Raw genomic sequence first — 22,389 nt, 5'->3', positions numbered from 1 at the left:
ATAAACCACTCGTTGCATGTTGCCACGCCCCTTTCTGGAAAGTTTGTATGAAGCCCATACGACTACGGAATATTTTCCAGCGACCTCTTCTGTAGCTCGTTTGGTTACTAGACTGGTTTTGCTTCTATTTCCCGAGCAAACGAAAAAGCACTATGATTCCGTAGAGAAACTCGGAGCCGCATTTGACCGGATTGAGCAGGATTTAGGTGAGCTTTTACAGTCCATGCAAGGGCATCTCCCTCAGGACGCTACGCAACTTGCCTCGCAGTTTGTCAATCAGATTCCTGAAATTTACCACCTACTCCGTACCGACGTATCGGCGATCATGGCGGGCGACCCGGCTGCTACTTCGGAATATGAAGTAGTTCGAGCTTATCCGGGTTTCTACGCCGTCGCCTTTTATCGGATTGCTCACGCTTTTTATGACCTGGGTATTCCGCTGTTACCCCGCGTACTGACAGAGTTTGCTCATTCCCGTACGGGTATCGATATTCACCCCGCCGCTGAAATTGACGAGCATTTATTTATCGATCACGGTACGGGCATTGTCATTGGAGAAACCACCAGCATTGGCAAGCACGTAAAGCTGTATCAGGGCGTAACGCTAGGAGCATTAAGTGTAAATAAAGAACTAGCTTCGCAAAAGCGGCATCCAACGGTGGAAGATCACGTCGTCATTTATTCGGGAGCGACCATTCTGGGAGGAGAAACCGTCATCGGCCATCACAGCATTGTCGGCGGGAACGTGTGGCTCGTACACAGCATTCGGCCTTATACCAAGATTTATCATCAGGAGCAGGTTTTAATTAAAGAATAGCCGAAGTCCTGATAATGACGATGCTCCGAAAAAAAGTCGGAGCATTTTTTTATTGATTTTATTTTGTATTTCCAAATGTAAATAATTTACATTTGTAAACGTAATTATCGTTCATCCTTCCTTTTTTCTTTATGACCCTCGAACGACTCCGTACCTTTTTTCGTCTGGAAGGTGATCGTACCATCTGGAATATTGTCTTAGCTCTGCTTGCCATTGGTTTGATCGTTGTTTTTTCGGCTCGGGGCACGTATCAATTCCACGATTTACCTGACACGGGGTCGTTCTTATTCAAGCACATTCGGGACTTAACATTCTGTCTCATCATTATCATCGTTTGTCACCGATTACCTTTTAAAAGCTACGCCAGCTTATCCCGGTATTTGCTCATGTTGTCGGTATTGCTACTGATTTTGGTTCAGGTATTAGGCGTAGAAAGTGGTGGAGCCAAACGGGCTTTACCGATTCCGTTTTTTTCTGGTTTCATGCCCTCTGATTTAGCCAAGTTTGCTCTCATTGCGAATCTGGCTGCCATGTTGGCGAAACGGCTCAAGGCCAATTACAGCGATCCACTGGTTTTCGTACCTCCTATTTTCTGGTGCGGTTTTCTGGGTTTTCTGCTGGCCTTGAACTCCGGAAGTGCGGCATTACTATTAATGGCTCCATGCTGGTTACTGATGTTTATTGGTCAGGTGCCCATTCGTTATCTGGTATACCTGACGCTGGCAGGTTCGCTGGCCTTTATGATCGCTTACGCTTTTGGTTCGCGGGGAACTACCTGGGAAGGCCGTTTTAGCCGTCCTACCAATGTTATCTCACAAGTCATTCAGAAAGTACGCCCACCGGAACGGCTTACGCCGGAAGATCGTCGGATTGATTCGCAGGAAGAGTACAGTTTAGTAGCCGTAGCTTCAGGCGATTGGATTGGTCGGGGCCCCGGAAATAGTTTACAGCGAAATTTCATGACCCAGGCTTATTCTGACTTTGCCTACGCTATTCTGATTGAAGAATGGGGATTTATCGGCGGCGTCTTTACCCTGGTTCTGTACCTTTGGTTACTATATCGCAGCGTTCGTTTCGTAGCCTTCCGGCGACTAAAAAAGGCTGAAATTCAGAGTGGTCAGGCCTTTGGTTATTTCCTGGCAGCCGGACTGGCCTTTAGTCTGGTTCTACAAGCCTTGGTTCACATGGCGGTTTCGGTACAACTCATTCCCGTAACGGGTCAGACGCTTCCGCTCATCAGTTGGGGTGGTTCTTCGCTGCTCTTCACGGGTGTTTCGATCGGAGCTATTTTAAGTGTTAGCCGGGAAGCGGCTGAAACTCAACCCGCTGAACCCCGAGAGGAAGCGGCAATGGCTGCATAATTTTTATTGACTTCTAAGCAGCCGCGTTGTTTTTTTGCAAAAATGATTCTTTCCAGTACTCAGAAAAGAATTGCTAACTACGGGTTTAATTACGTAAAAAAGCTTTCAACGACGTGTCGAAACGCATTATCATAAGTGGCGGAGGAACGGGTGGACATATTTTTCCGGCCATTGCCATTGCCAATGCTCTCAAGGCGAAAGACCCTCAAACGGAGATTCTCTTTGTCGGGGCAAACGGCCGTATGGAAATGGAAAAAGTCCCTCAGGCGGGCTATCCTATTTTCGGTCTCGATATTGCGGGGATCAATCGATCCAATCTTTTAGCGAATCTTAGTTTCCCCGCCAAGCTGACGAAAAGCCTTTGGGCCGCTCGGAAAGTAATTCGGGATTTCAAACCCGACGCAGCTGTCGGTGTTGGTGGATACGCCAGTGGACCTTTGCTGTTAATGGCTGGGATGAACGGCGTACCGTATCTGATTCAGGAACAAAATTCCTACGCTGGTATTACCAATAAGTTTTTAGCCCAGAATGCCCGGAAAATCTGCGTAGCCTATCCGGATATGCAGGCGTTTTTCCCCACCGAAAAAGTAGTCATAACGGGCAATCCCGTCCGGAGTGATATTGGAAGCGTTTCAGCGAGCGATCCTAAGGTGTGGGAATACTTTAAAGGTTTATCACCCGACATACCTACTTTACTCGTTATTGGAGGTAGTCAGGGAGCCCGTACCATCAATGAAAGTATCGATGCCGGGCTCGAACAACTGCTTGCGTCGGGTTATCAGATCATCTGGCAAACCGGCAAGCTGTATATTGATAAGGCTCGGCAGCGGGTATCGGCTCTGCATTCAAATCGAATCTGGGTATCAGATTTCATTAACCAGATGCCCTATGCCTACGCTGCAGCCAGCGTGGTAATTTCCCGAGCCGGAGCTCTGTCGATTTCAGAACTATGTTTGGTGGGTAAGCCCTCCATTTTTGTACCCCTCCCTACGGCTGCGGAAGACCATCAAACTAAAAATGCGATGGCCCTGGTACGCGAAGAGGCGGGATTACTGGTCAAAGACGCTGAAGCACGAGAAAAGCTGATCCCCACTACGCTGGAATTGTTCAAGAGCAAGGAAGTACAGCAAAGTATGGGCCGACAAATCCAGCAACTCGCTAAGCCTCAGGCTGCTCAGCAGATCGCAGAGGAAGTATGGAAGTTATCTCAGTAATCATATTTATTATTTTTTTCTATTGACTATCAGTACTTTACGTGTTTAGTTACGAATTTCCGAAAACAAAATGCAACACTTATAGTCTCTTTTTATAAGCTTATTATTCCGTTCATTGCATGGTACCAGTCAAGCCTATTCGTTCATATAAGTCTATTTATTTTCTCGGTATTGGAGGGATAGGAATGAGTGCCATTGCCCGCTGGTTTCATGTCAACGGGTACGCAGTAGCGGGTTACGATAAAACGCCTACTACGTTAACCAAGGCCCTACAGGCCGAAGGTATTACGATTCATTTTACTGATGGTGTAGCAGAAATTCCAGAGGCGTATCTGGACCCCGAAGAGACGCTGGTTGTACTGACCCCAGCCATTCCGAAAGAGCATACGGAATGGGCATATTTTCGGGAAAATGGATTTCGCATTCTGAAACGCTCGCAGGTACTGGGCTTACTCACGGAAGAAATGTTTCTGATTGCGGTAGCGGGTACGCACGGCAAAACGACTACTTCGTCCATGGTGGCTCATATCCTCAAACATAGTGGTCGGAATGTCGCCGCTTTTCTGGGTGGTATTACGCAGAATTATCAAACGAATTTTCTGCTTAACGAACCTACTGAAAACCTGCGTGACGTATTATGCGTAGTAGAAGCGGATGAATTTGACCGTAGTTTTCTGACGCTTCATCCCGATGTAGCGATTGTGACTTCGACCGATGCCGATCACCTGGATATCTATGGTTCGGGCGACGAAGTACTCAAGTCTTTCGGGGATTTTGTTAGTCAGATTAGGACGGAAGGCGTACTGTTTCTTAAAAATGGTTTGTCTTTAAACAATCAGACCAAGGCTGAAGTTCGTACGTATGGTTTTGAGTCGGGGATGTATCACGTTGAAAACTGTCGCATCGCCGATGCCCGTTTTAAATTTGATCTGGTATATCCCAGTGGATTTTGTGAAGATATTACCTTAGTAGTACCTGGTTTTCATAATGCTGAAAATGCGGTTGCGGCCTTTGCGGTTTGTCTACAGGTAGGCCTTTCGCCGCAGGAAATTCGGGCTGGATTAAATTCGTACCGCGGAGTAAAACGTCGGTTTGAGTATCATTTGGAGCTTCCGGAAACGGTTTATATTGATGATTATGCCCACCATCCTACGGAGATTGAGGCTTTTCTGAAATCCGTAAAAGCGTTGTACCCGAATCGGCACGTGACGGCTATTTTCCAGCCTCACCTGTTCACCCGTACTCGCGATTTTCAGGAAGGCTTTGCCGAGTCCTTATCGTTAGCAGATCGGGCCATTGTACTCGACATTTATCCCGCTCGTGAGTTACCGATTCCTGGGATTACCGCTGCTGTGATTTTTGACAAGGTTACCAGTGAAGACAAAATTCAGTGCACCAAGGATGAAGTACTGGATTTGATTAATGACTTACCACTTGACATTGTCGTAACTATTGGAGCGGGTGATATTGATACACTGATTGCTCCGTTGCGGGAATTAGTACAAGCTAAAGCAGGTAGAAAACAGTAGTTTTCTACCTGAAATAAATTAGGAAAAATCGGTATAGACTTTCCTAATTACCATAGAATAATTTTTGAAACTCAGGCCCTAAGGACTTGGAGAAGTTTTCTATCTTTCGGTTAAGAAACTGGGTAAAGGTCGTCCTGGGAGTCCTGTTGGTCGGCCTTTTGGTAGCTTTTGCCGAGAACTGGTACGCTTCCCAGCCCTGTGAAAAAGTAACGATTACGCTTAATGAAGGCAGCAAGGAAACGCCTTTGTTATCGCAGCAAGACATTAAGAATTTGCTTTCGGAATTCGGCAGAAAGCCCTTAGAAGGAAAATCATTTGAAAAGATTGATCTGAGTTTTCTGGAAAGTCGGGTAAAGTCGAGTCCACTGGTAAAAGATTGTCAGATTGCCCGGAATTTACGGGGTTGGCTGGAAGTACATGTACAAACCCACCGTCCCATTGCCCGGCTTATTCAAACCGATTTACCCGATAATGGGTTAGATCGATATTTAAACGAAGAAGGTCGGTTTATGCCGCTTTCGGAGCGGTACACGGCTCGGGTAATGTTGCTTTCGGGCCCGTATTTTGAACGGAAAAATCATTTGAGAGCCCGGCAGGATACGTCTCTATTTCATTTAATTGAGGCGATTCAAACGGATTCGCTTTGGCGGGCTCAGCTAGAATGGATGGAAGTAGACGCGGAAGGAAATATAACGCTCTGGCCTCAAGTAGGTGATACGGCTATCGAATATGGTCCAGCTACGGCTCGGGACGTGAAGTTCCAGAAGATAAATCTGTTTTTTCGAGAAATTTTGCCTTTACGTGGTTGGAAAAGTTTTTCGAAAGTAAGCGTTCGTTATAAAAATCAACTCGTTTGTACTAAAACGGACACTTTAATGGCTATTGGCCAATAGCATTTTTTTAAAGAGAAGAATGTCAGCTTTCAAGACCACTTATGCTCAAGTTTTACATGAAGGAGCTAGTGCTTAAATTATTCGGAAGGCTGTCATACTGAGAATTTTAAGTGAAAAACACATAAAAATATCCTAGTCAAAATCCTATTTTTTTTATTACTTTAAACCACCGTAGGATTCCTGTAATTAACCGCCATAATTACTAGACTAAATTGATGAGCAATAACACCAATCAACCCTAAAGCTGTGCCGTATGGAGAAAAAGATTGTTTGCGGGATTGATGTAGGAACGACCAAAGTCTGCGTCGTGATCGGTCAACAAGATCACGACGAAAAACTGGACGTGCGTGGCGTTAGTCGGGTTGAATTCAAGGATAAGAAATTTAAGAATCTTGTCACCAAAGGAGCTATTCTCAACCCTGACTTTGTCAGCAAATTCATTAAAAAAGCACTGGCAGAAGCCATTGAACAGGCAGGCGTTACCCCGAACCAGTATTTTATCAGTGTAGCTAGTCACCAGGTTGCCTGTATACCAAAGATTAGTGATATCTCACGGGATTACGTATCTGAGGGTGATGAAGTACGTCATGATGATTTGCAACGCTTACTGGGGAGTGTAGGCCGTACAAAAATTGACGGTTCTGCCATTTTGCACGTATTACCACAAGAGTATAGCGTCGACGGAGATTCTGAAGAGCATTACCATATTGTAGGCGTTACCGGAACTCACCTACGAGGTAAGTTTCAGGTAATTACCATGCCTTTGAAGCCTTTAAGTACGCTATTGAAAAGCTTGGATTGGGCTGGTTTGAGCAACATTCCGCCCAAACATGTGTATTTGGCTTCCTTGGCTTCAACGATGGCTGTGCTGAGTGATGAAGAAAAAGAACACGGAGCTATACTGGTCGATATTGGAGCTGGGAAGACGGACGTAGTAATCGTACAGGGTGAACTAGTACGCTATGTTGCTTCATTCCCAGTAGGTGGAAAAGCCATTACCAAAGACATCGAAATTGGTTGTGACGTATCAGAAAACGTAGCGGAAGATTTAAAACTCCGCTTTGGTACGGCCACGCACAAGGAAGTTCGCCTAAATGAGGTAGTAGCCGTTCCGAACGTACTGGAAAGTCTACCTCCGAAAAATGTTTCGCTGAAAAACGTAGCCGTCATCATTGAGGCTCGCGTGAAGGATATTGCTACGTTTGTAGCAGCCGTGGTACGCCACGCCGGTTTCGAGCGTAAAATCAAAACGGGTATTGTGTTGACGGGTGGTGGTGCTCGCCTGGATAGCATTCAGGAGGTATTCCGCTCCGTAACGGGCATGCACGTACAGGTAGGTCGTCCAAATCAGGGTTTCAACAAACAGAAACCTGAAACGACGAATAACCTTTCGTACGCAACGGCGTTGGGCCTCGTTCGTTTGGGCTTCCGTTCACTCGATCCCCGCGATGAGCTATACGAATCGCTCGTATCGGTACCCTCGCCTATTCAGGCACCCGTACCTACACGTCCGCATACGTATACGACCAGTCAACATCACAGTCCGGTGCCTAGTAATGGATCGAATGGCAGTAACGGTAGCTATACCAATGGTAATAATGGCCATACGCCACGACCTCCCGAACCTCCCCGGAATCCAGAAACAAAAGAACCGACCAAAGAGCCTGAACCACAAACCGAACCTGAACAGGAATGGAAATGGTGGCGATTACGCATGGATTTAAACTCCTGGTACAAAGCCATCTTCCGAGATGAATTTGAATCACGGAATGGTCAACGTCCCGACGGTTGGGAACCCAAAACTGTATAGTAGAAATCAAACGGTCTTGGCCGTTTGATTTTCTGTTTATCCCCTGAATTGAAAGTTTTACCTCCGGACTAAACTCATTGCGTTGAGGTACTAAGCCTTTACGTAACCAACCTCAATAGTATGCTTCTTGATCATAATTATTCCTTTAGCTCCGTCAAGCATTTTCGCTCGTACATTAAGGTATTTGGTGTAGGCGGTGGAGGTTGCAATGCGGTCCGACACATGTTTAACCAAACGATTGAAGACGTAGACTTCATCGTTTGTAATACGGACCGCCAGTCCCTTGACGAAAGCCCCATTGATTACAAGATTCAGTTAGGGAATCAGAGCGTCAACCAGAAAGGTATTGGAGCGGGAATGGACGCAGCTCAGGGTCGGGCTGCCGCCGAAGAAAGTGAAGCAGAAATCCGAAAAGTCCTTGAGGACAATACGGAAATGCTCTTCATTACGGCTGGTATGGGCGGAGGAACGGGTACGGGTGCGGCTCCAGTCATTGCCCGGATCGCTAATGACCTGAACATTCTAACCGTAGCTATAGTCACTGCTCCCTTCGATGATGAGGGTGAAGATAAAATTGCCCAAGCCCGCGAGGGTATCCGCGAATTACAGAAGTACTGCGATACAGTCGTTGTTATTCTAAACGAAAAACTGCTGGAGCTCTATCCAGACATGACCGTCGATGAGGCTTACGCCAAAGCCGACGATGTCTTAGCTAATGCGGCCCGTTGTATTTCCGAGATCGTTACCAAGTCCGGTAAGATCAACTCCGATATGAATGACGTCAAGACCATCCTGAAAGGTGCTGGACAGGCCGTAATTGGCTTGTACACGGCTGAAGGCGATGATCGTGCCGTCACCTGCGTTGAAGAAGCTTTGAGCTCACCTCTGCTCGATAATCGTGATATCAAAGGTGCCAAGCGTATCTTGATCACGATCTCCTATAGTAAGGATTGCCCAATGCGAATGATGGAACAGAAAGCCATCACCAAGTTCATCGAAGATCGTATTGGCGGCAAAGCTCGCTTACTAAAAATCAGCCCGATACCTGACGATAGCTTGGGTAAAGCCATGCGGTTTACGATCATTGCGGCTGGTTTTGATTTGCCCGGTAACTCAGTCTACCAGCGTCCAATGGATGAGCCAGTGAGTCAAGCTCCGAAGCTGCCATCGTATCAGAACCAGCCGGTTTCCGCTCCCGTAGTGACCCCTCCTGTTCCCGTGGTTGAAGCGGCCCCTTTACCGGTAGCTAATTACGGATTCAACGAGTATCGTCGCGATACCCCAGAGGCTTCGGCTTCGTTTACACCGGAAGCTTCATTTACGCCCGAGGTTTCGTCCGTAATGCCGGAAGCAGTGGTAGAAACACCAGTCATGGCTTCTCCGTTTACAGCTCCTTCTCCTACGCTGAATGAGGAAGATAAGGTTAAACACATTGAGCAGGAAATCTGGCGGGAAGAAGACCTCAGTTCGTCCAATGCCCGAATGATTCAGGAGTTCGTCCATAAGCTCAACCACCCCGATCAGGGTTGGGAAGCGGATCTGGAAACGCCCGCATACATTCGTCAGAATATTCCTTTAGCTGATTTAATGGTCATTCTGAACGGCGAGAAAGTCAATCATTATAATTTGAACGACTAGATTCATCATTCAATAAAAAAGCCCGGCAGATAGAAGTCTGCCGGGCTTTTTACTGTATAGACAATCTATAGACGGTTCCGTTTATTCAAACATCAGATAAATCGTTACCGTATGCGAAGTCAGTCGACTGATGCCCCGGTTTGCTACGGAATTCGTTGGCTGAATTAAGTTTGCAATACCGTGCGAAAAGTGTAACTCCGGTGTAAACTTGAAATATTCGAAGAAGCGTTCGAGACCAACCCCGTATTCCACACTAAAATCGGCCGAGCGGGTAGCTAGCTGTCCTACGCCCCGGTTGATATTCTGTTTTCTCCGTACGTTCGCTTCTAGTCCGGCCCGGAAGCCAGCCACGGCGTACATCCGCGTATTCCCTCGCCGCTCGGATTTGTACTTCAGCATGAAAGGAAATTCTACCCAAGTCGATTCGCGAGTTAACCGCTGTTCAGTACCGTTCGTGTACGTCAAATCTACAGGACGACTGTAAATCGAAAGCGTTAGCGGCGAAAATCGGAAATCCAGCCGTGGGCTCAGGTACACGTTCATCAAAAAACCCATCCGGAAACCCATGGAATTCGGTGAATGCATCGAACGGACCGAATCCTGCGTATTGTATTGGTCAGAGTGTTTGACCTGAAAACGCGTATTGGGTAGACCAAAGAAAAACCCGTAGTGAACCGTTTTATCATCGTAAAACTCCAGGTGTTTTCGCTGATAAATCGTATTCTGAGCTTTTACGGCGGGCATACCCAACACCATAAAAATAAAAATCAGGCCCGGGAGCGTTGAGCGTTGAAAAGAAGAAGAGCCGGAAACATGATCCGCGGAAGTCTGTACTTTAATAGCTCGAAACGCAATCGCCATAAATTATTATTTCTTTCCTAGATAGATAGAACTGATACCAAAGGTCAAAGAGATAGCTCGGGTTTGGCGAAAACCGGATTGTTCGTAAATCGCCAGAAAATCCTTACCATCCGGAAATGCCTGAACGGATTCGGGCAAATAACTATATGCCGCTCGATCTTTCGAAAAGAACTCTCCAATCGTTGGCGTAATGTACTTAAAATAAAAGTTGTACAGGTGCTTGAAAAGAAAACCTTTCGGCTTAGAAAATTCCAGTACAACACAGGTTCCGCCCGGCTTCAAGACCCGGTTCATGTCGGATAGACCTTTACCCAGATTCTCGAAATTCCGTACGCCGAAAGAAACGATCACAGCATCAAAAGAATTGTCCGGGAAGGGCAGCTTTTCTGAATCCCCCAGTTGTAATTCGATGATGTCGTCGTGACCCAGCTTTTTGATTTTCTCCCGACCGTGAGCCAGCATACCCGCTGAAATGTCTACGCCTACGATTTTCTTCGGCTTTAGCGAAAGAGCCTCCAAGGCAAAATCGCCCGTACCCGTAGCAATATCAAGAATCGTCTGGGGTTTTTCGGGCTTGAGTAAACGAATGGCTTTTTTCCGCCAGAGAATGTCAATCCCGAGGCTCAGAAAGTGATTCAGGAAATCATATCGGTGCGAAATGTTATCGAACATTTTGGCAACCTGTTCCTTTTTGCTGCTATTCTGCTCTTCTTTATAAGGTACGACCACGTCTGCTAGAATTTAAATGACCTGAAAATCATAGGCTTGCTGTATAACATTATACGCTGGTTTGCCCGGGAAAGTTCGGCAAAGGTACGTGACTTCGCACGAATGATTTTTACGAGGTACAAAAAAACAGCGACTCCAAAGAAGCCGCTGTTTCCAAGTAAACGTTTTCGGAAGACCTTCGTACAAAACGATCAGCCGTACCGAAGCGTTTTATTTGATTTCCACATCAAAATCGACATTGGCGTCGTCATCGCCGGGAATGGGAGAGCCATCCTTTACCCCGGGCTGATGCCGAAGCTGTACTTTCAATTTTCCCTTTACCGCCGTAGCCTGGGTTTTAATTTCTCCGACCAACCCAACGGGTCGGTTATTACGATCCTTGTCCGTAATCGTAACGGTCATCGAGCCAACTGGACTGGGCGTCATCACCACGAGGTGTTCATAATCTCTTTCCTTAATTTCTTCCGTTACATTCTCTACCGGTGATTTGGATTCATCCAGAAAACGTAAGGCATACGTATACGTCTGATCTTTCGCCAGCACGATGGAATCGATTACGGGAGCATTTCCGCCCTCCCCGTCTACATCCTTCCAGGTATACACTTTTGAAGTACCATTACCCGTCAGCGTTAATTCTACGGTCGTAATCAATTCGTTTTCATCCGGTTCCGGATCATCCTCTTTTTTGCAGGAGGCTAAAGTAACTAAGGCAAGGAGTGGCAAATACAGCCAGAATTTCTTTTGCATAAAACGTTGAAGTTTGCGAACGGAAATTTTCCTTTCGGTAAACGTGGAACAAATTCGTTACAAAAGTAGCATACTTTGCAACATTGTTGCATAAACAAGGTAAACTTTTGTTTCTGAACACAAAAAAGCTCAGGCCATAAACAGACCTGAGCTACGAATGAATGCTATCAACGTATAATTACCGTAATAAACCCGCGAGTTTTTCAAGTCCCAGAATAGTAAAGGTCGGATCGCCTCCGGGCGTGTAGGAAGGATTGCTCGAAGCGAACAACTGATCGACCAGAGCACTCATTTCTTCGGCAGATAAACGGGTCAGGTAGCGAGCCGCCGAACGCTTGGCAAATGAACGGGCCAAGGCTTCGGGTCGGTCCAGTTTCAATTCGGCGTAATGTTGTCGAAACTGAGCCAATAAGCCTTCGAATAAATCCTCTTCATTTTCATCCATCACTTCGGCGGGTATACCGTACAGGATGAACGCATCTTTTCCAATTTCAGCGAAATCAAAGCCTAAAGCCCGGATTTCCTGCTGAATTTCGAGTACCAATTGAAAATCAATCGGATTTAGGGTGACTGTTTTCGGAAACAACAATTGCTGGGATGCTGCATTACGCTTTTCCAGGGAACCCCGGTACTTATCGTACAGAATGCGTTCGTAAGCCGCCTTTTGATCAATCACCATGAGTCCTGACTTTACCTGCGAGAGTACGTAGCGATTATGCACCTGAAACAGCATCCGTTCATAATCCAGTAAAGGAGCTTTAGCCGCTGGACGGGGCGTCGCTTTCGAACTGAAGGTTTGCTCGTGGGCAGACTCTTGCGGAGTTTCTTCAAGGGGTTCGGCAGGCGACTCTTCCATCGGCAGCCGATTGGCCTTACTCTGAAAAGTAATGCTGGATCCTACCGAAATCGCTTCTTCTTCCGGAGCAGCTTCGGGAGCGGGTGGCGTGAAGGGTTTTACACTGGGAATAATATCGGGGGGAATAGCAAAAATACTGTGACGCTCTTCCTTAATCGGGCCTTCGAGTCCTTCAAACAACTTTTCCCAGCTACTGACATTCCGTTTAGGAACCGGGGGTCGGGAAGCCTGCGAAGCGTACGAGTCACGGCTGGGAACTTGTTCTTCGTCGGTAACTTTTCGATTCTCGCGAACGGACGCGTCGAAGTGACTGGCGTAGTCTTTCTGCTGAAACGAAAGCGATTGAGCCGGGTTGAGCAGATTGACGTCCATCTCAAAGTCGATGGCCGGAGCCAGTCCGTATACACCCGTCGCCCGTTTCACCGCCGCCCGCACAATCGCGTATACGGAGCGTTCGTCATCAAACTTAATTTCCGTTTTAGTCGGATGGACGTTGATGTCAATATGAGCCGGGTCGATTTCGATATTGAGTACGTAAAAGGGATGATTGCCTTCGGGAATGAGTCCTTCAAAACCACTCAGTACGGCGTGGTGCAGGTACGGATGGCGAATGAATCGCTGATTGACGAAAAAGAATTGCTCGCCGCGTACTTTCTTAGCAAACTCCGGTTTCCCAATAAAGCCCGATACTTTCACGAATGGGGTTTCTTCTCGCGTATCTGCCAGTTGTTCCCGGTAGTTTTTCCCGAATAAATCAACAATCCGGCGGGACATTTTGCCCCCCGGCAAATTGTATACTTCCGTTTCGCCGTGGTGTAATGTGAAGCTCACTTCGGGATACGACAAAGCAACCCGCTGAAATTCGTCCAGTACGTGACGCATCTCTACAGGATTGGATTTCAAAAAGTTACGACGAGCCGGAACGTTAAAAAACAGATTTTTCACGCAGATGTTCGTGCCAACGGGCGTCTGGCAAGGCTCGTGCGTTTTCAGTTCAGAAGCGTCAATTTTCAGGTGCGTACCCAGTTCATCCGATTCCCGGCGGCTGCGTAATTCGACCTGAGATACCGCCGCGATGGATGCCATCGCTTCACCCCGGAAACCCATGGTACGGATTTTAAACAAATCTTCTGCCGTGCGGATTTTAGAGGTAGCGTGACGTTCAAAACACATCCGGGCGTCGGTTTCAGACATTCCGATACCATTGTCAATAACCTGAATCAGCGTACGACCCGCGTCTTTGACCAGCAACTGAATTTGCGTAGCCCCTGCATCGATGGAATTTTCAAGCAACTCCTTCACTACCGATGCGGGTCGTTGTACGACCTCGCCCGCCGCAATCTGGTTCGCAATAGAATCGGGCAGGAGTTGAATTATATCTTGCATGAAAAAAATCGGCTTATAATGGGTCTTCCGAATGAATGTATGATTCCGAAAAAGACTCTGAATGAATTCCTAATCGGGTGTGTTGGATACTGTAGAAACGCGAATTTCGTCCAAATCCCTCGTAAAAGCGAACCGAATTTTTGAAATATGTATGTTTTGAACTCATACTTTAGAGATATTTTCGCGTTCTCGTAGTACGTATTGATGATCAGGATGTTGAAGAATAAGTTAGTTTATCTGGGATTAAGTGTTCTGTGGGCTCTGACGGCTTGGAAATCCCCGAAATCTATTGAACGTGTAAGTACGGAAAGTCAACCGGTCTCTTCCCTCGTACTGACGAACCCGATGCTGGATTCTACCAGAGTTTCGGCCGCTCAGCTATGGGTGGACAGTACCCTTTCGAGCATGACACTGGACGAGAAGATCGGCCAGTTTTTTGTCATTGGTACGTACTCCAATCGGTATGAATCATACTACGCGACCATTGATCGACTCATCAAAGCGTATCATGTTGGAGGGGTAATCTTTTTTCAGGGAGACCCGTATTCACAGGCTGAACTGAGCAATCGGTATCAGCGGCAGTCGCGGATTCCCCTCATCGTTTCATTGGATGCTGAAAACGGTTTAGGGATGCGGCTGGCGTTGGGTACGTCCTTTCCGCATCAGATGACCCTGGGAGCCATTCAAAACAATCAGTTGATTTACGAAATGGGGCGGGAAATTGGTCGTCAGTGTAAACGCATTGGTGTACAGATGAATTTTGCCCCGGTCGTAGATGTTAACTCCAATCCGCTCAATCCGATTATTGGGTACCGTTCGTTCGGCGAAGATCCCGTAAACGTAGCCGAAAAAGGAAAGGCCTACGCCCGAGGCTTACAGGAAGCGGGCGTACTAGCCTGTGCCAAGCATTTTCCCGGCCACGGCGATACCCATACCGATTCACACCGTACCTTACCCAAAATCACGCACGATCTGGCCCGTCTCAATCAGTTTGAGCTGCCGCCCTTTCGGGCTTTAATCGAAGACAGTGTGGCGAGTATTCTGGTCGCTCACCTGGAAGTACCGGCCTACGAATCCCGACCCATTGCGTCTACCCTTTCGGCCCCCATCGTTACGGATTTGCTAAAGAATCAGCTCAAGTTCAATGGACTGGTGGTGACGGATGCCATGAATATGCGGGGCGTGACGAAGGGAAAACTCGCTCCGGAAGCCAACTTACAGGCCTTACTGGCGGGTAATGATCTATTACTGCAACCCGAAAGCGTGGGAGCTTCCGTACAAAAAATCAAGCAGGCCATCGAAAGCGGCCAGATTAGCGAAGAGGAAATTAACCGCCGCGTCCAGAAAATTCTGTATGCGAAACATCGGGTCGGACTGGTGCCGTATCAGGCGGTTCCGGTGAGTAAGACGCTGGTTAAAGAATTGAAAACGCCGCAGTCGGAAGCCTTGCGGCAGCAACTGTACGAAAATGCGGTAACGGTCGTCAAGAATGACCAGTCACTAATTCCATTCGTCCAACTAGATACCCTGAAACTGAGTGCCATTGCCATTGGCGAAAGCGATGGTAACGTTTTCCAGAACACCTTACGCAAATACGCCAACGTAACGTGTTACGCCAACGGTACCAAAACCGACGAGCGTTTTTTTGCGGAAATGCTGGCCAAAGTCGATTCCAGTCAGGTGGTCATTGTCAGTCTGCACGAAATGCGGCAGAAGGTGGCTCAGAACTACGGGGTTTCCTGGGCGTCGGTAGAATTTATCAAGCAACTGGTGAAGCGGGGTAACCGCGTAGTCGTTTGTGCCTTTGGCAACCCCTATAGCCTGAAATATTTCCCGACGGTACCGACGCTGGTATGCGGTTACGAAGGCGATCCCTACGCTCAAATGGCAGTAGCGGAGGTACTCTTCGGAGCCATTCCGGCTCTGGGTAAATTGCCGGTATCGGTTGAAGGTTTGTTTCCAGTAGGACACGGCTTGCCTACCCAGGCCATTGGCCGACTGAGTTACGGTCAGCCCGAAACAGTGGGAATGAATTCAGGCAAACTGCAACGCATTGATGCCATTATGGATGAGTCGATCCGGAAGGGAGCTTTCCCCGGTGGACAGGTACTCGTCGCTCACAAAGGCCGCGTAGTCTGGCAGAAAAACTACGGAAAACTTACCTACAACCTCACTCCGTTCGAGCCCGTTCGGGATACCACTCTGTACGACCTAGCCTCGGTAACGAAAGTAGCCGCTACGCTACAGGCCGTAATGTTACTCAACGAAAACGGGCTTCTGGATCTCAATCAGCAAGTATCGTATTACCTGCCTGAACTGATAGGAACGTCGAAAGAACACCTGGTCATTCGCGACGTATTGATGCACCAGTCGGGTCTGCTGGCGTATCAGCCCTTCTGGGAACGTACCAAACCCCAAGGCATTTTCAGTCCCGATTTCGATGTACGGGTAGATACCCTGAACTATACGTTGCTGGTGGCCCGCGACCTGTGGACCAAACCTGCTACCATTGATTCCGTTTGGAAATGGGTAGTAAATAGCCCGATGACCGGGCAACGTGATCGTCGGGGTCAGTACAAGTTTATCTATTCCGATCTGGGCCTGATTATGTTGCGTCGCCTCGTCGAGCAGGTTTCCAATCAGCCGCTGGAAGAGTTGGTACAGGATGCCTTTTACGAACCACTGGGCATGTACAATACCCTTTTCAGTCCGCTCTGGAATGGGGTAAGCGACTGGAAAATTGCTCCAACGGAAGACGACCGGGTCTTTCGAGAAGTCCTGCTTCGCGGCACCGTTCACGACCAGAATGCGGCTATTCAGGGCGGTGTATCGGGTCACGCGGGTTTGTTCAGTACGGCCAACGATCTGGCGATTCTAATGCAGATGAATTTACAGAACGGGTATTACGGTGGGCGACGGTACTTTTTGCCCTCCACAGTGCCCATGTTTTCGCATAACTATACGCTTCGTAGCCATCGGGGACTGGGTTGGGATCGGCAACCCGACGCCAATGGCAATGCGTACATCTCTTCTTTTGCTTCACCCCGGGCTTTTGGCCATTCGGGTTTCACGGGAACGCTAGTCTGGGCTGATCCGGCGACCGATCTGGTGCTGATTTTTCTTTCCAATCGCGTCCATCCGAACGCCAACAATAATCTGATTACCAGCCTGCGAATCCGGCGTCGAGTGATGGATGCGGCGTATGAGGCGATTGAAACGTCTATTATTTCGCAGAAGTAAACCGATGGAATATACTTCGCTGAAACAGCAACTGGCAGATAAAGGATACGCCATTACCAAGCCTCTTTTCAATGCCGTGGAAATCGATGCGATTCTGCGGCACGTAGCGGAAGTAGATCCGGCGAAACCAACCTTCCGCAAGACGACTGATCTGTTTGCCATCCGGCAGTTTCTAAAGGAAGTGCCTGCCGTACAGCCTCTGTTGTTCAAGCCCGCTTTCAATGCTTTAGTAGAGGAACTATTGGGCAAAAATGCTTTCCTCGTTAAGTCCATCTATTTTGATAAACCCGAACAGTCGAACTGGTTTGTTGCCTATCACCAGGACTTAACCATTTCTGTGGATCAGAAAATAGATTGGGAAGGCTTCGGTCCCTGGACGGTGAAGCAAAATCAGTTTGCCGTACAGCCTCCGCTGACAATCCTGGAAAATAACCTAACGATTCGTATTCACCTGGACGATACGACTGAATCGAATGGAGCCTTAAAAGTGATTCCGGGATCGCATTGCAAAGGGGTGTACCGACCCGAAGCCATCGATTGGCAGCAGGAAACGGAAGAAATCTGTCCGGTAGAATCGGGGGCCGTAATGCTTATGAAGCCGCTCTTACTACACGCGTCCAATCGTACTACCAATCAGCAGCGACGCCGGGTGATTCATCTGGAATTCAGTAACGAGGCTCTACCCAAACCTCTGCAATGGTCAGAACAGTGTTTTCCTTTCTGATTCATCTACGTTCCCAAAACTTTATAACCCTTTGGGAAACAAATCGTAATCTGTACCTATCAGAGCCGTACCAAAGTCACACTCATCAGGCCGATTACCACATCATTAGCTAAGGCCGTAAGCTTGAATTCTTTCAATGTTTTTGCAGGATTTAGCGGCAAGTCCAGTACCGTAGCAGCTCCGCCTTCGATTTCCTTGCCGTTGTACTGGCTGCCTTTTTCCCCATAGACGACTTCGCCCGTTTTCAGGTGTACGCGGGGTGGATGTACGGCTCCGGTTGAGAAGGCAAAGCCATCGTCCAGATAGTCTTTTTCGATGGGCCACCAGTTTTCGGGATTGCGTAGTACTAATCGCTCCGCAGTGCCGTCCGTATAACTGATTTCCAGCATCCCATTTTCGATCCGGCTCTGCATGGGATTGGTCGAACCCGCCAGGAGCAGGTACGCGTGCGAAGCCCGGCCGGTTACAGGCAGTCGAGCCTCCGTTGGGTAATTGTCCCAGCGGGAAACGAAAAGGATGTTCTTCCCCTCCGCTGGTGACTGAAACCGAATCCCTTGCGGCAAGGTAAGCGTGTGGTGGTGCTGAGCGAGGTGCTTACGTAAACCCGCGTCGTCGATCTCTGCCATCAATAGCGGGTGCGTCCATTCGCCAATACCTTGCGTAGGTAGTTGCAGCGTAGGCGTTTGCGGTCGGGGCGACAGGTATTGATTCTTGAAAATCTGTGTTACCCGGTCGTTGAAGTACGGCGTCAGCGATACTGGCTCCTGAGAAGATTCCGGCAAGGCAGCCTCCCAGTTAGTCAGCGTCAGGGAGAAATGCTCGCCTGAATTGGTTTGAATCGTTATCGGATTGGTACCGGGATGAAGCTGAGCCATCGAAATCTGGATTGGTTTAGACAACCCTCTGGGTTGCAGTTTTACTTCCGCGGAGACCCCTTGAACGGTGTACTGCAGCTCCATGGTTTGATCCGTGTGATTTTTTAGCTGAAAGACTGTCTGTTGCGACTGAGTCACGATTGATAACCGTTCCTGTACTTTAAAACAAACGGGATGCCACCAGGTCAGCTGTCCCTGTTTTAGCTGGACAAAGGCCGTTCGCGAACCGGGTTTGGAAGTAATCGTTGCACGCAGGGTATGTCCCTTCGTTTGTACATTCTGCCAGACTCCCTGCGGGTCAAAAATCTTCTGAATGAGAGTTCCGGGAAATTGAAAAGTCTGTGTGGTACCCTGAGCGTAGGTATCGCGTAATGGAATGGACTTGAAATCATTTCCCGTCCACTCTACTCGTATTTCATACGAATCCTGGGCGGGACTGTTGAGTTCGATCACGGGCTGGCCAATGGCGTCGGGTACCGTTTTCCAGGCTACTTTCTTTCCGTTGATGGTGATTTGCTTGATCCCATCCCGTAAGGCGTTTACCCGTAGGCACAAATCCAGTTTCTTCGGAAACCGGGGTTTCAGGGTGTATACTTCCGTCAGGCCGTTTCGCTTGAAGTCGTACAACAAATCCGGAATTTCCAGGGATGCGTACGTCCAGGCTTTGGGTAAGCCCGGACGAATCAGGAGCCGGTTGTTCAACGCATCCGGTACGATACCGAATAACCCTTCCACGAGCGTTCGGGAATTGATACCGACCGGGTCACCAAAATCCCGGTAGGCTTCCCCGCGGTTAGCATCGTAATGGGAAATCTGAACAAAGTTTCCGGGACTTCCCCCCAGATACATCGATGCCAGCAATTCGCTTTTCCAGAGTTTGAAGGCTTCTTCCGTACGCCCCGCCTCCCAGTTTGCCAGAGCCGTATGAGCCGATTCGGCCAGGGCTACGTTATTAATGGACCACTCATACGGCATCCAGTTGCTGGTTGAAATCGTATAAAAGCCTTGGTCTTTCAGCCCGTTGGCCCGTACTGGAATGTGCGGAATCTGGGTATCTACGTAGCGTAAGTTCTGGTAGGCCTGAAAAGCATCGGGCACGTCGGAATCGATGGCGTGGTAGATCGTCCAGAGGGCCGGTACGTCGTGGCGTTTTTTCAGCCCCATGGCATCCTGAAATTCGGCATAAACCCCTTTTTCGGGAATCCACAGAACGCGGTTGATCGCCCGATGAATGGTTTCAGCTTCCCGTTCGTAGGGTTTCGCATCTTCGCCCAGTAGTTTCGCCAGCGTGGCCGCCATCCGATTGGCCCGGTAGTTGTACGCCGAGGTATGGGTAACGGCTCCGCCGCTGTATTGCAGGGCGTCACTGGCCCAAATGGCCGCGTAGGCATCGTAGAGGCCGTCACCATCGGGATCGAAGTTGCGTTTTTCCCAGGCCAGATGTCGCTGGATAACTGGCCATAGCTCGCGGGCTAGGGTCAGATCGCCCGTCCAGTTCAGGTGCCAGAGCAGGGCGTCGATATACACTAGATTCATGTCGTAATGGTGCGGACGAATGGATTTCCCTTCCGGATCACGGCTGATATAGCCACTCGTAAATACCGCATTCCCCAATTTTTCCTGCTGGCGAGCCAGATGATTGGCCGTATCCGGTACGCTCGGTCCGGAAGCGGGTGCGGTCACCTGCGACTGAGCGTAAGCACGAAAATGCGTTCGTGCCCGGTCGTGCCAGCCCAGCGGATCGGCCGTATACGCTCCCCGCCAGCCATTCAGGCGAATTCGCCAGCCGATGGCTCCGTGCAAATACGAAGGCGTTTCCCAGATGGCATCTGAAGCGATACTGAGGGCACCGCCAACGGTATTGAGGTAAGGATCAGGCGTTTTGACCTGAATGCGATCCGCTATTTTTTTTCGGGCGATTTCGGCTTCGGCAAAAAGAGTCGCGGCATTTGCATACACCAGTTCTGCTTTACTTTCCGGATTCTGCAAAGCAAAGTACAGCGGCTCATTTCCTTTTACCCAACCCGTCAGTACGGGCGAAGCCGCCGCCCGGGATTGAGCCAGTTGCAACGGAGACTCTTGTTGCGTAGCATCGGATAGTTGAACCGTAGAAGCCGCCGGCACGAAGCCGAGTAGAATCTGTTCTTTTTTAAGTTTGGCTGTTTCAGTAGAAGTAGATTGTACGGGCAGTCCGGAACCGTACCGGAGAGTGAAGGTATTTTTCTGAATGTTGAAACGATTATCGGTACAGTATTCAGGCTTCAGGTAAAAGCTTGATTCCGGATCGGGCCCCATGTCGCCATTTCGATTGAACTTTTTTCCGCTGGCTCCGCCGAAAGTCCAGCATAGCTCCAGATCATTCGATACGTTTTTGAATTGAGCTTTAACGATGATTCCTTCCGCGTCGGCCAAGGGTAGAATGATTAGTTCGAGCGTTCCCCTTCCTAAAAGCTTATCCTTGATTTCGTACAACATCGAGCCGGGTCGGTACCGGGCCGTGATGGTGTCTGCGTCATTCAGCCATTTACTGACCGAGCCTTTCATCAGGCCAAATTTCAGGTTACCGCCCATTCCCGGCATATAGAGAGCAAACTCGGGCAGATCGCCCGCTTCGGCCCGAAAAGCCGTGTTGGTTCCGTATAGGGCTCGGGTAAACCTTCGCTTGCCATTGACAATGACGAAATCTTTACCCTCGGGTCGGTACCGTAAGGCCCGTTGCTCGCCGTGCCAGGAACGATCGGGCAGGGCAACGGGATACAATTCTTGAGCCTGAAGCTCATACACGAAAACAAAATGGGTTAAGAAAAAAAATCCCCCTATCAAAAGTCTATGGGGGATTGACTTACTTTGCTGAGTCATTCTACGTACGTTTTCGTTTCGAATGATCGCTTTCCTTCGAATTATTGCCTGTACTGTATACCAACTTTGTAACCCCATACCGTTAAGCTTTTACAAATTATCCCGTATGCTTCTTCGTTCGTACGCCAGTCGTTTTTTCTGTTACGTGAGCCTGTTATGGGTAGGACTGTTTTTTCAGGGTTGTGTCCCCGACTTTCTGTTTTCTGATCCGGAGTGGGTGGTGATTGAAGCGTTTAGTCATGAACCGATTTTTAAACGCAAAACGGGCATTTTGATCAGCCCTCGGGAAGTGGCAGCCACCGTTACTTTCGACAGTACCTGTATTTATGATTTACAGAGTGTCGATCAGCATGACTGGAATAAGGTGATTGGGCTGGGCTTTGTCGGATCCAAAAATCAGGATTTAGGTTCAGCACCGCATCAGGTAGACGGGGCTCGGGTAGCCTGGCGGTGGAATCCGGAAACGCAGAAAATTGATCTGGGTTGTTATGCATACGTGGACGGCCAACGCACGGCCTTCAAAGTCGGCGAAACCTCCATTAATCAACCCACTCGCCTGAGTATTAAAATTGATTACGGTCGAAAGGAATATCGGGTCATGGACGGTGAGCCCGTACGATTCAATCACAACAAGAAATTTGCTTATAAAACGGGATTGTACTTTGGTGGGAATCAGCCCGCTCCCCATACCATTCGGGTGCGGATTAAGTATTAAAGGTTACTGCCAACCGTTGATACCCCGGGTTGTACCCGGGCACTAATGGTTGTCACAAACGCATTCGTCTCCCCGCATTTCAAGCGGGGCTATTCGTATTAAAGCCCTTCGGGGTTGGGAAATCCCAACCCCGAA

15 protein-coding genes are annotated in these 22,389 nt (G+C 48.6%); 10 read left to right on the top strand and 5 right to left on the bottom strand.

Features of this window, described 5'->3' with window-relative positions:
* Nucleotides 1–16 precede the first annotated feature (16 nt).
* The 7 genes from epsC (at nt 17) to ftsZ (ending at nt 9,262) form a co-directional block, all read left to right on the top strand.
* Nucleotides 17–817: a serine O-acetyltransferase EpsC gene (gene epsC / locus C5O19_RS00270; RefSeq protein WP_108724052.1), complete on the top strand. Its 801-nt coding sequence runs from the start codon at nt 17–19 to the stop codon at nt 815–817.
* Nucleotides 818–948: 131 nt separating this feature from the next.
* Nucleotides 949–2,178 (top strand): FtsW/RodA/SpoVE family cell cycle protein, encoded by a 1,230-nt coding sequence (locus C5O19_RS00265; protein WP_104709410.1) that lies wholly within the window; start codon nt 949–951, stop codon nt 2,176–2,178.
* Between the two features lie 113 nt (nt 2,179–2,291).
* Nucleotides 2,292–3,392: an undecaprenyldiphospho-muramoylpentapeptide beta-N-acetylglucosaminyltransferase gene (gene murG, locus C5O19_RS00260; protein WP_104709409.1), complete on the top strand. Its 1,101-nt coding sequence runs from the start codon at nt 2,292–2,294 to the stop codon at nt 3,390–3,392.
* 119 nt (nt 3,393–3,511) lie between these two features.
* Nucleotides 3,512–4,921, top strand: a complete 1,410-nt coding sequence (murC, locus tag C5O19_RS00255; RefSeq protein ID WP_104709408.1) for a UDP-N-acetylmuramate--L-alanine ligase — start codon at nt 3,512–3,514, stop codon at nt 4,919–4,921.
* 86 nt (nt 4,922–5,007) lie between these two features.
* On the top strand, nt 5,008–5,814 hold the full coding sequence (locus C5O19_RS00250; RefSeq protein WP_104709407.1) for a cell division protein FtsQ/DivIB: 807 nt from the start codon (nt 5,008–5,010) through the stop codon (nt 5,812–5,814).
* A 253-nt stretch (nt 5,815–6,067) separates the two neighbouring features.
* The gene (gene ftsA, locus C5O19_RS00245; protein WP_104709406.1) at nt 6,068–7,624 is read left to right on the top strand and encodes a cell division protein FtsA; all 1,557 of its coding nucleotides are present in this window, start codon (nt 6,068–6,070) and stop codon (nt 7,622–7,624) included.
* A 120-nt stretch (nt 7,625–7,744) separates the two neighbouring features.
* Nucleotides 7,745–9,262, top strand: a complete 1,518-nt coding sequence (ftsZ, locus tag C5O19_RS00240; RefSeq protein ID WP_104709405.1) for a cell division protein FtsZ — start codon at nt 7,745–7,747, stop codon at nt 9,260–9,262.
* 81 nt (nt 9,263–9,343) lie between these two features.
* Here the strand turns inward: ftsZ and porT are convergent, their stop codons facing one another.
* The 4 genes from porT to mutL form a co-directional block, all read right to left on the bottom strand.
* Entirely contained in the window at nt 9,344–10,123 is a 780-nt protein-coding gene (porT, locus tag C5O19_RS00235) for a type IX secretion/gliding motility protein PorT/SprT (RefSeq protein ID WP_243406288.1), read from the bottom strand.
* Nucleotides 10,124–10,129: 6 nt separating this feature from the next.
* Nucleotides 10,130–10,852: a bifunctional demethylmenaquinone methyltransferase/2-methoxy-6-polyprenyl-1,4-benzoquinol methylase UbiE gene (ubiE, locus tag C5O19_RS00230; protein WP_262509713.1), complete on the bottom strand. Its 723-nt coding sequence runs from the start codon at nt 10,850–10,852 to the stop codon at nt 10,130–10,132.
* Nucleotides 10,853–11,062: 210 nt separating this feature from the next.
* On the bottom strand, nt 11,063–11,599 hold the full coding sequence (locus tag C5O19_RS00225) for a hypothetical protein (RefSeq protein WP_104709404.1): 537 nt from the start codon (nt 11,597–11,599) through the stop codon (nt 11,063–11,065).
* A 178-nt stretch (nt 11,600–11,777) separates the two neighbouring features.
* The gene (mutL, locus tag C5O19_RS00220; RefSeq protein WP_104709403.1) at nt 11,778–13,841 is read right to left on the bottom strand and encodes a DNA mismatch repair endonuclease MutL; all 2,064 of its coding nucleotides are present in this window, start codon (nt 13,839–13,841) and stop codon (nt 11,778–11,780) included.
* 345 nt (nt 13,842–14,186) lie between these two features.
* On the opposite strand from mutL, the gene C5O19_RS00215 reads away from it, so the two are divergent.
* A complete protein-coding gene (locus C5O19_RS00215) occupies nt 14,187–17,081 on the top strand; it encodes a glycoside hydrolase family 3 N-terminal domain-containing protein (protein ID WP_165795899.1) in 2,895 nt (964 codons plus the stop codon).
* A 4-nt stretch (nt 17,082–17,085) separates the two neighbouring features.
* The gene (locus C5O19_RS00210; protein ID WP_104709401.1) at nt 17,086–17,805 is read left to right on the top strand and encodes a phytanoyl-CoA dioxygenase family protein; all 720 of its coding nucleotides are present in this window, start codon (nt 17,086–17,088) and stop codon (nt 17,803–17,805) included.
* A gap of 59 nt (nt 17,806–17,864) precedes the next feature.
* Here the strand turns inward: C5O19_RS00210 and C5O19_RS00205 are convergent, their stop codons facing one another.
* The gene (locus C5O19_RS00205; RefSeq protein ID WP_165795898.1) at nt 17,865–21,464 is read right to left on the bottom strand and encodes a DUF4450 domain-containing protein; all 3,600 of its coding nucleotides are present in this window, start codon (nt 21,462–21,464) and stop codon (nt 17,865–17,867) included.
* 181 nt (nt 21,465–21,645) lie between these two features.
* Between C5O19_RS00205 and C5O19_RS00200 the strand changes: the two genes are divergently transcribed.
* Nucleotides 21,646–22,254: a hypothetical protein gene (locus C5O19_RS00200; protein ID WP_094816215.1), complete on the top strand. Its 609-nt coding sequence runs from the start codon at nt 21,646–21,648 to the stop codon at nt 22,252–22,254.
* Nucleotides 22,255–22,389: the final 135 nt, after the last annotated feature.

This window comes from Siphonobacter curvatus (assembly GCF_002943425.1).
Taxonomy (GTDB): domain Bacteria; phylum Bacteroidota; class Bacteroidia; order Cytophagales; family Spirosomataceae; genus Siphonobacter; species Siphonobacter curvatus.
This window is presented reverse-complemented; position numbering and strand designations above follow the sequence as displayed.